The 12,804-nt window shown below is 74.5% G+C and carries 10 protein-coding genes; 5 read left to right on the forward strand and 5 right to left on the reverse strand.

What is annotated here, in order from left to right; all coding sequences use genetic code 11:
• Positions 1–53 precede the first annotated feature (53 nt).
• On the reverse strand, positions 54–1,829 hold the full coding sequence (locus tag O2V61_RS02570) for a DEAD/DEAH box helicase (RefSeq protein WP_269181767.1): 1,776 nt from the start codon (positions 1,827–1,829) through the stop codon (positions 54–56).
• 364 nt (positions 1,830–2,193) lie between these two features.
• Here O2V61_RS02570 and O2V61_RS02575 point away from each other — a divergent pair, with 364 nt between their 5' ends.
• Positions 2,194–3,399, forward strand: coding sequence for an aminotransferase-like domain-containing protein (locus O2V61_RS02575; protein WP_269181768.1), 1,206 nt, complete (start codon positions 2,194–2,196; stop codon positions 3,397–3,399).
• A gap of 109 nt (positions 3,400–3,508) precedes the next feature.
• Here the strand turns inward: O2V61_RS02575 and O2V61_RS02580 are convergent, their stop codons facing one another.
• The 3 genes from O2V61_RS02580 to O2V61_RS02590 form a co-directional block, all read right to left on the reverse strand.
• Entirely contained in the window at positions 3,509–5,194 is a 1,686-nt protein-coding gene (locus tag O2V61_RS02580; RefSeq protein ID WP_269181769.1) for a DNA repair helicase XPB, read from the reverse strand.
• A 179-nt stretch (positions 5,195–5,373) separates the two neighbouring features.
• The gene (locus O2V61_RS02585) at positions 5,374–6,657 is read right to left on the reverse strand and encodes an SAM-dependent methyltransferase (RefSeq protein ID WP_269181770.1); all 1,284 of its coding nucleotides are present in this window, start codon (positions 6,655–6,657) and stop codon (positions 5,374–5,376) included.
• 141 nt (positions 6,658–6,798) lie between these two features.
• The gene (locus O2V61_RS02590; protein WP_269181771.1) at positions 6,799–9,060 is read right to left on the reverse strand and encodes a helicase C-terminal domain-containing protein; all 2,262 of its coding nucleotides are present in this window, start codon (positions 9,058–9,060) and stop codon (positions 6,799–6,801) included.
• 66 nt (positions 9,061–9,126) lie between these two features.
• Here O2V61_RS02590 and O2V61_RS02595 point away from each other — a divergent pair, with 66 nt between their 5' ends.
• The 4 genes from O2V61_RS02595 to O2V61_RS22400 all read left to right on the forward strand — a co-directional run bounded on the left by O2V61_RS02595 (position 9,127) and on the right by O2V61_RS22400 (position 12,144).
• On the forward strand, positions 9,127–9,645 hold the full coding sequence (locus O2V61_RS02595; RefSeq protein WP_269181772.1) for a hypothetical protein: 519 nt from the start codon (positions 9,127–9,129) through the stop codon (positions 9,643–9,645).
• Between the two features lie 116 nt (positions 9,646–9,761).
• On the forward strand, positions 9,762–9,983 hold the full coding sequence (locus O2V61_RS02600) for a hypothetical protein (protein ID WP_269181773.1): 222 nt from the start codon (positions 9,762–9,764) through the stop codon (positions 9,981–9,983).
• Positions 9,980–11,635 (forward strand): AMP-binding protein, encoded by a 1,656-nt coding sequence (locus O2V61_RS02605; protein WP_269181774.1) that lies wholly within the window; start codon positions 9,980–9,982, stop codon positions 11,633–11,635. Before O2V61_RS02600 ends, O2V61_RS02605 begins: the two co-directional genes overlap by 4 nt.
• A gap of 125 nt (positions 11,636–11,760) precedes the next feature.
• A complete protein-coding gene (locus tag O2V61_RS22400) occupies positions 11,761–12,144 on the forward strand; it encodes a cold-shock protein (protein WP_269181775.1) in 384 nt (127 codons plus the stop codon).
• 33 nt (positions 12,145–12,177) lie between these two features.
• Here O2V61_RS22400 and O2V61_RS02615 read toward each other — a convergent pair whose 3' ends face one another.
• Complete coding sequence (locus tag O2V61_RS02615; protein WP_269181776.1) at positions 12,178–12,702, reverse strand: DUF2771 family protein; 525 nt, start codon at positions 12,700–12,702, stop codon at positions 12,178–12,180.
• Between the last annotated feature and the right edge of the window lie 102 nt (positions 12,703–12,804).

Here is a 12,804-nt window from a genome sequence, read left to right on the forward strand (position 1 = left end):
CCCGGCTCCGGGATCCCCGCTCAGCTGCCACTCGGTGGGGCAGCGGTGCGCTGTCAGAGCATGGTGCGGAGGCGCTCGCGGCGGGCGCGGAGGACGTCGACCGACGCCGAGGCCGACGGCGGGCCGGGCACCGACTGGCGCAGTTGGGTGTGCACCACGGCCTGCGGCTGCGACGTCTTCGCGGCGACCCGGTTCACCAGCCGGTTGATCTCCCGGCGGAGCTCCGTGGCGTCGCGCCAGGAGCGGCCGGCCTCCTCCTCCTCAGGGTGGTCCTCGACGACCATGAAGTCGTCGTCCCCCCGGGCGTGCGAGGCGGCGATCCGGATCCGGAGCTCGTCGTCCCGCTTGGCCAGCAGCTCGGCGGTCTGCGCCGGGGTGAGCAGCCCGGGGATGCCCAGGAAGTCCTCCGCGTCGGCCTCCAGCGGCACCACCACGGGGGAGCCCTCGCCGGTGTGCGCCGTCCCGCTGGACAGCACGTGCGCGAACCGGGCGTCGGCCTCCAGCGCCTCCCACTGCTTCATCTCGCCCTCGCGCGGTTCCCGCGGCGGTAGGTCGAGCGCCTCCAGCTCCTCGTCGGGCTGGCTCTTCGGCGGCGGCATGACGTGGTTGCGCTGCTCCTCCATCGACGCGGCCAGCGACAGCAGCGGGCGCACGGCGGGGAGGAAGACGGTCGCCGACTCGTGCGGCGCGCGGGCGCGCACGACGCGGCCGACGGCCTGGGCGAAGAACAGTGGCGTCCGGTAGGAGGTCATCCAGGCCAGGACGGCGGCGCGCGGGACGTCCACGCCCTCGGAGACCATCCGCACGCAGACCGCGATCCGGGCGCCGCCCTTGTTGAACTTCTCGATCTTCTTCGACGCCTTGGGGTCGTCGGAGAGGATCAGCTCCGGTGCCTTGCCGGTCACCCGGCGGACGATCTTCGCGTACTCGCGGGCGTCGTCCTGGTCACTGGCCAGTACCAGCCCGGCGGCGTCGGGCATGCCGCCCTCCTCGCGGAGGTGGGTGATCCGGTCGTCCATCGCAGCGATCACGTGCGGCACCCACTGGCCCTTGGGGTCCAGCGCGGTGCGCCACGCCTGCATCTCCACCGAGCGGGTGCCGGCCTCGCTCAGCGAGGCGGCGACGACCTCGCCGGCGGAGTTCCGCCAGCGGGACGTGCCCGTGTAGGCCGCGAAGACGACGGGGCGGACGACGCTGTCGGCCAGCGCCTCCTTGTAGCCGTAGGTGAAGTCGGCCGTCGACATCAGGCCGCCCTGGCCCTCGAACCCGTCCTCCACGTACTTCACGAACGGGATGCGCTCATCGGCCTTGGTGCGGAACGGCGTCCCGGTCAGGCACAGCCGTCGCGCCGCCCGGCCGTAGGCCTCCTCGACCGCCTCGCCCCAGGACAGGCCGTCACCGGCGTGGTGCACCTCGTCCAGGATCACCAGCGTCTTGACCGTGGTGGCCCGCGCTGCGTGCAGCATCGGCTTGCCGGCCACCTGGGCGTAGGTGGTCACGTAGCCCTGCGTGCCGGCGCGCACCGGGCCGACGGCGTTGGTCAGGTTCGGGTCCAGCACGATGCCCATCGCATCGGCGGCGTCGGCCCACTGCATGCGCAGGTGGTCGGTCGGGCAGACCACGATCACCCGGGCGATCTCGCGCCGGGACAGCAGCCGGGCAGCCAGGGTCAGCGCGAACGTGGTCTTCCCGGCGCCCGGGGTCGCGGTGACCAGGAAGTCCTTCGGGGACTCCTCCTCGTACTTGCCGAGGGCCGCCTGCTGCCAGGCCCGGAGCGGTCGGCTGTTCGTCTGCGGGGCCCGGGCCGCCGCCTCTGTCGCAGTCGCCATGTCGGGGCCCATTCTGGTCGGCGGGGGAGCAACACGCCCAACCGGGTGCCTCCGGCGCGCCCCTTCCGGCAGGGCGTATGGGGCCGGATCGTCACGCCGCTGAGCTGCACGTTCGCCGTCCGGTCGCGCTCACTGTGGGCCTCGTCATGCTCGGGTCGGACCGGCCCGTCACGCCCCGCCGGCCCCGTCCCTCCCAGCCGCCCCGGAGGGGCTCCGGAGCTCCGGCAGTGACGACAGTCCGCGGCGAGTCGTAAGGTGGAGGCGGCCCCTTGACCAGGAGGCCCCTCGGCGCGGATCCGGGCGGGACACCCCCCGCCCCCCAGCGCCGCCTTCCCCTCACTGCGCCGTGCCTCCTGGAGCCCTCGTGTCTGCTGCCGTCCTCGCCCCGCCCGTCCCTGCGCTCGCCCAGCGGTTGGCCGGGGTCGCCAGTTCCCCGGTCCGCGAGCTGCTGGCCCTGCTCGACCGGCCGCAGGTCATCTCCTTCGCCGGTGGGCTGCCTGCCCCCGAGCTGTTCGACCTGGACGGCGTCCGCGCCGCCTACGACGCCGTGCTCTGGAGCCCGCACGCCCGCCGCGCCCTGCAGTACGCACCGACCGAGGGCGACCGCCAGCTCCGGGCCCGGGTCGCCGGCCGGCTGACCGCACGCGGGATGTTCAGCTCCGTCGACGACCTGCTGGTCACCTCGGGCTCGCAGCAGGCCCTCACGCTGCTGGCGACCGCGCTGGTCGACCCGGGCGCGGTCGTGCTGGTCGAGGACCCGACGTACCTGGCCGCGCTGCAGTGCTTCCAGCTGGCCGGCGCCCGCGTCGTCCCGGTGGCCACCGACGGGGACGGCATGGACCCGGACGCGCTGGAGGAGGCGATCCGGCGGGAGCGGCCGGCGCTGGTCTACCTGGTCCCGACGTTCGCCAACCCGACCGGCCGGACCATGCCCGCCGACCGCCGCGCCGAGGTCGTCGCGCTCACCGAGCGGCACGGGGTCTGGCTGGTCGAGGACGATCCCTACGGGGAGCTGCGCTACCGGGGTGCCGACGTCGCACCGCTGGCGGCCCAACCGGGCGCGGACGGGCACGTCGTCCACGTCGGCAGCTTCTCCAAGATCGCCGCTCCCGGGCTGCGGCTGGGCTGGCTGCGTGCACCGTCCCGGCTGCTGCCGGCGCTGACCGTCGCCAAGCAGGCGGCCGACCTGCACACCTCGACGATCGGCCAGGCGGCCGCGGCGGCGTGGTTCGGCACGGCCGACGTCGAGACCCACCTCGCCCGGCTGCGGACGGCCTACCGGCGGCGCCGGGACGCGATGGTCGACGCGCTGCCGGCGGCCCTGCCGGCGGGCAGCAGCTGGACCGAGCCGGACGGCGGCATGTTCGTCTGGGTCCGGCTGCCCCGCGGCGTGGACACCGCCGCGCTGCTGCCGCGGGCTCTCGCCGCCGACGTCGCGTTCGTGCCGGGAGCGGCGTTCTACGCGGGGGTCCCCGACCGGGCCACGCTGCGGCTGTCGTTCACCACGCACGCTCCCGAGCGGATCGCCGAGGGCATGACCCGGCTCGGCGGCGTCCTGCGCGGTTGCTGAAGCCTCACGGCGAACGAGGAACGCCCCGTCGCCTGGGGTCCCGGACGGGGTCCCGGCAACGGGGCGTTCCTCTATGCGCCCCCTCGCCGGGGGGCGAGGGGGGCCTTCCTCAGTCGGCGGGCTCGTCGACCCAGTCGGGGCCGTTGACCTCGCCGGGGCCGGCCAGGTCGGCGGCGTCCACGATCGTGTACGCGTAGCCCTGCTCGGCCAGGAAGCGCTGCCGGTGGGCGGCGTACTCGCTGTCCAGGGTGTCCCGGCTGACCACGGTGTAGAAGTGCGCCTGGCGGCCGTCGGCCTTGGGGCGCAGCACCCGGCCGAGCCGCTGGGCCTCCTCCTGCCGGGAGCCGAACGTGCCCGACACCTGCACCGCGACGGCGGCCTCGGGCAGGTCGATGGAGAAGTTCGCGACCTTGGAGACGACGAGGGTGCGGATCTCGCCGGTGCGGAACGCCTGGAACAGCCGCTCCCGCTCCTTGTTCGTCGTCGACCCCTGGATCACCGGGGCGTCGAGGGCGGCGCCCAGCTCCTCGAGCTGGTCCAGGTAGGCGCCGATCACCAGGGACGGCTCGTTGGGGTGCCGCTCCAGCACCCGGCGGATCACCGGCAGCTTCGACTGCGCGGTCGCCGCGATCCGGTAGCGCTCCTCCGGCTCGGCGACGGCGTAGGTCATCCGCTCCTCGTCGTCCAGGCTGACCCGCACCTCGACGCACTCGGCCGGCGCGATGTGCCCCTGCGCCTCGATGTCCCGCCACGGGGCGTCGTAGCGCTTCGGCCCGATCAGGGAGAAGACGTCGTCCTCCCGCCCGTCCTCGCGCACCAGCGTCGCGGTGAGCCCCAGCCGGCGGCGGGACTGCAGGTCGGCGGTGAGCCGGAAGATCGGCGCCGGGAGCAGGTGGACCTCGTCGTAGACGATCAGGCCCCAGTCCTGGGCGTCGAAGAGGTCCAGGTGCCGGTACTCGCCCTTCCGGCGGGTGGTGATCACCTGGTAGGTCGCGATGGTGACCGGCCGGATCTCCTTGCGCTCCCCGGAGTACTCGCCGATCTCCTCCTCGGTCAGCGTGGTGCGGGCGATCAGCTCGCGCTTCCACTGCCGCCCGGAGACGGTGTTGGTGACCAGGATCAGCGTGGTCGCCTTCGCCTCGGCCATCGCCGCGGCGCCGACCAGCGTCTTCCCGGCACCACAGGGCAGCACGACGACGCCCGAGCCGCCGGCCCAGAAGCCGTCCACGGCCTGCTGCTGGTAGTCGCGCAGGTGCCAGTCGGACTGGTCGAGCTCGATCGGGTGGGCCTGGCCGTCGACGTAGCCGGCGAGGTCCTCGGCCGGCCAGCCGATCTTCAGCAGCGCCTGCTTGAGCCGGCCGCGCTCGGAGGGGTGCACGACGACCGAGTCGGCGTCGATGCGGGCACCGAGCATCGGGGCCACCCGCTTGCTGCGGACGACCTCCTCCAGCACGGCCCGGTCGGTGCTGGTGAGGGTCAGCCCGTGCACCGGGTGGTTGGCCAGGGTGAGTCGGCCGTAGCGGTCCATCGTGTCGGCGATGTCGACGAGCAGGGCGTGCGGCACCGGGTAGCGCGAGTACCGGACGAGCGCGTCGACGACCTGCTCGGCGTCGTGGCCGGCGGCGCGGGCGTTCCACAGGGCGAGCGGGGTGACCCGGTAGGTGTGCACGTGCTCGGGTGAACGCTCCAGCTCGGCGAACGGGGCGATCGCCGCCCGGCACTCCTTGGACGACGGGTGGTCGACCTCGAGCAGCAGGGTCTTGTCCGACTGGACGATCAGGGGGCCGTCACTCACGCGTACGCATCCTCTGTTCGGGGCTCCGGCGCAGACGGGCGCGCCGGACTGTCCACGGTAACGCCGCAGGACGACGTCCCCTTCCGGACGGCGGTGTGGGCCGTGTTGCACGCTCTCCGGGTCCTTCGCACGCGTTGCAGCACGTGCAGAGCGCACGGAGAGCGTGCGATCCGCCCCGGTCAGGTCCAGGCGGTGCGGCGGAGCGGGGGCTGCTCGCCACCGGCCTTCTGCAGCAGCACCTGGTTGACGCCCATGTCGCCGGCCTCGAAGGCGAGCGCGCAGGCGGCCATGTACAGCCGCCACACCCGTGCCCGGCCCTCGCTGGAGGCCGCGACGGCGGCGTGCCAGTTCTGCTCCAGCAGCTGCACCCAGGCGCGCAGGGTGAGCGCGTAGTGCTGGCGCAGCGCCTCCACGTCGAGCACCTCGAGGTCGGCGGACTCCAGCAGCCCGACCGTCTCGCCCAGCCCCAGCAGCTCCCCGTCGGGGAAGACGTACCGGGAGATGAAGCTGTCCGGGTCCGTGGTGGCGGTGCCGTCGTTCCAGTTGATCGCGTGGTTGAGCAGTCGGCCGCCCGGGCGCAGCAGGGCGCGCAGCTGGGCGACGTACTCGGGCATCTGCGCGCGGCCCACGTGCTCGGCCATGCCGATCGAGCTGATCGCGTCGAAGGGCCCGTCGTCCACGGTCCGGTAGTCCTGCACCCGGATGTCGATCCGGTCGGTCAGTCCGGCCTCGGCGACCCGCTTGCGGGCCATCCGGGCCTGCTCCTCCGACAGCGTGATCCCGACGACGTCGACGCCGAAGTGCTGGGCGGCGTGGATCGCCATCGACCCCCAGCCGCAGCCGACGTCGAGCAGCCGGGCGCCGGGCACCAGCCCGAGCTTGCGGCAGACCAGGTCGAGCTTGGCCTCCTGAGCGGCGTCCAGGCCGGTCTCCGGGGTCTCCCAGACGGCGCAGGAGTAGACCATCGAGGGGCCCAGGACCAGGGAGTAGAAGTCGTTGCCCACGTCGTAGTGGTGGGAGATCGCCGCCGCGTCGCGGGACCGGGAGTGCCGCCGGCCGGCCCGCCCCAGGTCGATCTCCTCGGCGGGCGGGGCCGGCTCGGGGCCGATGGCCCCCAGCTGCAGCGCGGTGCCGAGCAGCCCGAGCCGCTCGCGCCAGGTGGGCGGGGCCATCGGACCGGTCTCGGCCAGCCGGCCGGCCGAGCGCAGGGCGGCGAAGGTGGCGAAGACGTCGCCCTCGATGTCGATGTCCCCGGCGACGTAGCCACGCGCCAGGCCCAACTGGCCGGGCGACCAGACCAGCCGGCGCAGCGCCCGCCGGGAGCGGATCGCCAGCACCGGTGCACCGGGCGGTCCGGCCAGGGAACCGTCCCACCCGCGCAGGCGCAGGGGTGGCTGCGCCGTCCCCAGCACCGCCCCCAGAGCCGCTGCCAGCCGATCGGCCACCGTTCGCTGCCTCGTCATCTCCACGCTCCTCAGCCCTGGCGGCAACCAGCGGAGAACCGGGATCTGCTGCCCGGCCGCTGGTTGCACACGCCAACCGATCCGCGCAACGCCGGGCGGATGCTTGATCATCCCGGACTCACCCGATCAAGGGAACAGAGATCAGGACGGCGCGGCAGCGTCTTCCGCATCGGCCAGGGCGACCGAGGTGATCCGGTGGACGGCGAAGGTGCGGCTCTCCCCGCGCCCCTCGTCGAACCCCTGCAGGAAGCCACCGGCCAGCGAGACCGGCTGGACGATCCGCTGGCTGCCGCTGCCCTGGGCGTCGACGTAGCCGAGCCAGACCGGCACGCCCTCGCGCACCGCCCGGCTCAGCAGCTCCAGCGTGCTCGCGGTCGTCACCCCGGGCACCTGGCGCACCGGTTCGGTGCGGCGGGCGGCGAGGGCGGTGTCCCCGGCCCGGATCTCCCGCACGGTCGCCGCGACGTCGTCGGGTGCGAGCGGGCGGGGGGCGATCGCCGCAGCAGCCGCACCGGGACGGCGACCGGCCGCCCGCGGTGGCGCCTTCGGTCGGGTCAGCACCGCGCCACCGGAGGACTCCCCGGCCGGCGCGTACCCCGCCGTGCGCAGCACGGTGAGCACCTCGTCGGCGCCCAGCCCGCTGACCAGGACGCCGGGGGCCAGCCGGCGCAGCTCCGCACCCGCGGTCCGCCGGTCGCTGAGCACCTGGGAGACCAGACCGTGGTCGTCGGAGCGGACGTAGCACTCGATCGCGCCCACCCGCAGCCGGCCGTGCTGGCGGGCCACGTCGTCGATCAGGAACTCCAGCGCCTGCGGCACGGGTGTGCGGGAGGCCCGGGTGAAGAAGTCCTGCAGCTCGCCGGCCGACCAGCCGGCGTCCAGCGCCCGTCGGATGCTCCCGTCGGAGACGCGGTAGACCGTGGCCCCGCCCGAGGACTCGACGTCGGCGACGACGGCGAGGGTGCCGGCCAGGTCGGCCACGAGCGGCCCGGGGGCGATCAGCGACAGGTCGGGCTGGGCGAGCACGTGGTCGACCGGGGCCGGCAGCAGCCCGCGCATCGCGTCCGCGGCGTCGTCCTCCCCGCCGGTGAGCAGGCCGCGCCCGCCGCTGCTCAGCACCCCGCCGACCAGCACCCCCAGCCGCTCGGCCTCGGCGAGCAGGTCGGGCACCGGGGTCAGCCGGTCGGCCCGCCGCGGGGTGCGCCAGCGCAGCAAGGCGAGCAGTTCCGGCGCCGTCAGGCCCTGGCCGGGCGGGAACTCGGCCAGCACGCCCAGCGCCGAGCGCCGCAGCGTGGGCGCGGTCTGCCGGACGACGTCGGGGGAGAGCACGTTGACCGCCTTGCCGGCCACGTCGCGCTGACCGACCAGCGAGATCAGCCGGACGCTGGTCAGCCAGCCGGCGGCCAGCAGCGCCCACCGGTCGGCGAGGTCCTGCTCCCGCCACGCGTCGTACCCGCGGGTCGGCAGCCACTCGTCGCGCTGCGCGCCGCCGACGTCCAGCAGGCCGGCGGCGTGCGCGACCTCGACCAGGAAGGCGAGGTCGGCCTCCCCGATGCGCAGCTCCTTGGCCAGCCGCTTCTGGTCCCGCACGCCCAGCCCGCCGCTGCGCAGCAGCCCGGCCGGCTCCTCCTCCAGCGCGGTGAGCACGTCGTTCACCCGGCTGAGCACCTCGAGTGCGGCACCCGCGGCCTGCCGGTCGGCGATCGCCGGGTCGCGCTCGCTGACCTCCGGCTCGGGCCGCAGCCGCGGCGGGCCGAGCGGGCGGTCGCCGCGCAGGGCCAGGCCGATCTCGCGGGGCAGCTCCACGTTGACCGCGTCGATCCGGGCGAGCAGCCCGGCCTGCAGCAGCCGGCGGGCCGGGCTGAGCGACCCGGCGGTGGTGTCGGGGAGGTGGCCGACCGGGCGGTCACCGGCCAGCCGGTCGAGCACCGTGCGCTCGTCGGGGGCCAGGTCGGCCAGCGTGCCTGGCAGGTCGCGGGGGAGGGGGACCCGCAGGTCGGTGGCCCGGCGCCCGAGCCCGGCGGGGTAGCGGACCGCCCGGCGCACCGGCTCGGGCGCGTGCAGGTCGTCGTCGCCCCAGAGCAGCGCCCGGGTGGTCAGCGTCCCGACCGCGGCGTCGACCACCTCGGTCGGGACGTCGGGCAGCAGCGCGGGCAGCCCGGTGCGCGGGACGCCGTCGGTGGGGGAGAGCAGGACCGCGTCCAGCACCTGCAGGGTCGCCGCGTCGAGCTCGTCGAGCGCGCGGTCGACCGAGACGGGCACCGCGAGCCGGGTCGCCAACCCCACCACGTCCGACGGCGCCGGGCGCGCGACGTCGGGCCGGGCCACCAGGAGGGCGCCCAGCTGCTCGTCGGTGCGGGTGCGCAGCCAGGCGGCGAGCGTGGCGGGCTGGTCCGGGGGCATCCGCTCCACGCTACGTCGCGGGCCGGCGGGCCTGCTCGGGCGGCCGGGCTCTGTCACCATCCCGGGGTGCCCGCCCTCGACGACCCGCAGACCCGCACCGACCTGGCCGCGCTCCGGGCCGGCGCGCTGCGCTGGCTGGTCGGTGGCGTGGTCGCCGTCGTCCTGGGCTGGCTGCTGGGGGCCGCCGTCGTCCGGATCGCCGCCGACGGGGGTGCTCGGCCGCCGTTCGCCGGGCTGATGGCCGTGCTGCTCGTCGTCGGCGGGGTCGTCGTGGCGGTCATCGGGCTGGGTGCCTGGCTGCGCGCCCGCCGCTGGACCGCCGCCCTGGCCCGCGAGCCGTGGCAGCACGGGCGGTTGCGGATCGCCGGCCCGGCGCTGCTGCAGGTCGAGCCGGCCGGCTACGACGAGCTGACCGACGAGCCGCTGCGGCTGCGGCTGGTGTCCACGGCCGTCTGGCGCACCCGTGCCGTGCAGCGGCTGGACGGCGCCGAGGTGCGCTACGCCGAGGCCTCCCCGCGGGAGTGGCTGCTGACCGCCGACGGCGCCGGCACGGTCTACGGCGCCCGGCGGGCCGACCGGCGGTGACCCCTCCCAGCGACACGGTGGCCCCGCGGCGTGCGTGAGGCGGGTGTCACACGGGAAGATGGCGGACGAGACACCCGGGCAGCACTCCGTGGCCCGGCAGAGCAACTGGAGGCGTCATGTCCAAGCGCAAGGCCAAGCACGCCCACCTGGTCGAGCCGACCTGGGGGACGTCGGAGGGCGACGGCCCGCCGGTCACCGAGCTGATCAGCGAGATGGCCGGTGGGCTCTCGCCGTTCGGTGAGGACCACGCCTTCCCGCTCCCGCCGGAGCGGCTGCGCTACGCCCACCCGCAGGACAAGCCCAACCGGGCCGGTCTGATGGCGGGCGAGGGCAGGTGACGGCGCCCGCGCTGCCGTCCTACAGCAGCGGCACCTCCACGGTGCCCCTGCTGGGCGACACGATCGGGGACGACCTCGATCGGACGGCAGCGCGGGTGGGCGACCACGAGGCGCTCGTCGAGTGCGCCACGGGCCGCCGCTGGACCTATCCCGAGCTGGTCGCCGAGGTCGACGCCTGCGCGCTCGGCCTGGACGCCCTCGGCGTGGCCAAGGGCGACCGGGTCGGCATCTGGGCGCCGAACTGCGCCGAGTGGGTCTTCGTGCAGTACGGGACGGCGAAGCTCGGCGCCGTCCTGGTCACCATCAACCCCGCCTACCGCACCCACGAGCTGTCCTACGTGCTGCGCCAGGCGGGCATCTCGGTGCTGGTGGCGGCGCCGGAGTTCAAGGGCAGCGACTACCGCGCGATGGTCGAGGAGGTCCGGGCGGACTGTCCCGCGCTGCGGGAGGTCGTCGTCCTCGGTGACCCGCAGTGGCAGCAGCTGCTGGAGACTGGCCGGGCGGGCGACCGCGCCCGGCTCGTCGAGCGGGCGGCGCAGCTCTCCCCCGACGACCCGATCAACATCCAGTACACCTCCGGGACGACGGGCTTCCCCAAGGGCGCCACGCTCACCCACCACAACCTGCTCAACAACGCGTTCTTCGTCGGCGAGGGCTGCGGCTACACCGAGGCCGACCGGGTCTGCATCCCGGTGCCCTACTACCACTGCTTCGGCATGGGGATGGGCAACCTCGGCTGCACCTCGCACGGGGCGACGATGGTCGTCCCGGCGCCCGGGTTCGACCCCGCGGCCACCCTGCGGGCGGTGCAGGAGGAGCGGTGCACCTCGCTCTACGGCGTCCCCACCATGTTCATCGCCGAGCTGGCGCTGCCGGACTTCGGCTCCTACGACCTGTCCAGCCTGCGCACCGGGATCATGGCCGGTTCACCGTGCCCGGTGGAGGTGATGAAGCGGGTGGTCGACGAGATGGGGATGGCCGAGGTGACCATCTGCTACGGCATGACCGAGACCTCGCCGGTCTCCACCCAGACCGGCGCCGAGGACGACCTCGACCGGCGGACGTCGACCGTCGGGCGGGTGCACCCGCACCTGGAGGTCAAGGTGGTCGACCCGCGGACCGGGCTGACCGTCCCGCGCGGGCAGACCGGCGAGTTCTGCACCCGCGGTTACTCGGTGATGCTGGGCTACTGGGGCGAGCCGGAGAAGACCGCCGAGGTGCTGGACGCCGCCCGCTGGATGCACACCGGCGACCTCGCCGTGATGGACGACGCCGGCTACCTCAACATCGTCGGCCGGATCAAGGACATGGTCATCCGCGGCGGGGAGAACGTGTACCCGCGCGAGATCGAGGAGTTCCTCTTCACCCACCCCGACGTCGTCGAGGCCCAGGTGATCGGCGTCCCGGACGCGCGGTTCGGCGAGGAGCTGATGGCCTGGGTGCGGCTGCGCGACGGTGCCGAGCACCTCACCGCGGACGGGCTGCGGGCCTTCTGCGCCGGCAAGCTGGCCCACTACAAGGTGCCCCGGTACGTGAAGGTCGTCGATGCGTTCCCGATGACGGTGACCGGCAAGGTGCGCAAGGTCGAGATGCGTGAGGTGTCGATCGAGGAGCTGGGTCTGCAGGCGGAGGCCGCCGTCCGGAACGCCTGAACGGCTCCCCCGGGCCCGGAAAGGGGTGGCCGACCGTGGCTAACCTGGGAGACGTTCAGCCCACCGTGGCTGACGCCGCCGGCCGCGACGGCCGGGACCCGGAGACGACTGACTGAGGGATCGACGTGCCCAGCGGCAAGGTGAAGTGGTTCAACCCGGAGAAGGGCTTCGGCTTCCTCGCACACGACGGCGGGCCCGACGTGTTCGTGCACAAGGACGCGCTGCCCGCCGGCACCACCGAGCTCAAGCCGGGCCAGCGCGTGGAGTTCGGCATCGTCCAGGGCCGTCGGGGTGACCAGGCGCTGCAGGTGCAGGTGCTCGACCCGCTGCCGTCCGCGGTCGCCGGTACCCGCAAGAAGCCCGACGACATGGTGCCGATCCTCGAGGACCTGATCAAGCTGCTGGACGACGTCTCGGAGGGCATGCGGCACGGGCGCCACCCCGACAAGCCGACGGCCCGCAAGGTCGCTGCGGTGCTCCGCGCGGTCGCCACCGACCTGGACGCCTGACGACGGGCCCCGCTGCCGCCGGCAGCGGGGCCGTCAGCCGGTGGTCGTCCCGGCGACGCCGTCGGCGCGGATGAACCCCACCGGCCAGGCACCGGACAGCCCCGAGCAGGCGTCGGTGTCGGAGTCCTCCACGACCACCAGGTAGTAGGTCGCGGGCACGACGTCGGAGGTGTTGATCTCGTTGAACACGGGGGTGCCCGCCGGCACGTCGATCTCGCCGATCCGCTCCTCGAGCTGGTCGTCGAACACCTGGACGCTCCAGCCGGCGTCGGCCACCACATCGGGCACCCGCAGCACGATCTCGGTGTCCGGGGCGACCTCCACGTACGTGGGGTCGGTCCGGTAGCGCTGACCCTCCCCGTCCAGGCAGTACTGGGTCGGGTCGACGGTGATCTCGTCCCCTCCGGCCTGCACGGTGATCGAGGGGACGGTCCCGCCCCCGCCGGCAGGGGCGGTCCCGCCGGCGCCGGCAGCGGTTCCGCCGGAGTCGCCGCACCCGGCGAGCAGCAGCACCCCGCTCAGCAGTGCCGTCCCCGGTGCTCGTCCTGCGCCGTTCACGTCGTTGCCTCCTGGTCGGGGTGCGGATGACCCGCCGGTGTGGTCTCGTCCCGGCCGCCTCGTGCGGACCGCAGCCGCCGTCGGGCGCGCGGGGCGGGGTGG

The sequence above is a fragment of the Modestobacter sp. VKM Ac-2985 genome, assembly GCF_026967925.1.
Classification (GTDB): domain Bacteria; phylum Actinomycetota; class Actinomycetes; order Mycobacteriales; family Geodermatophilaceae; genus Modestobacter.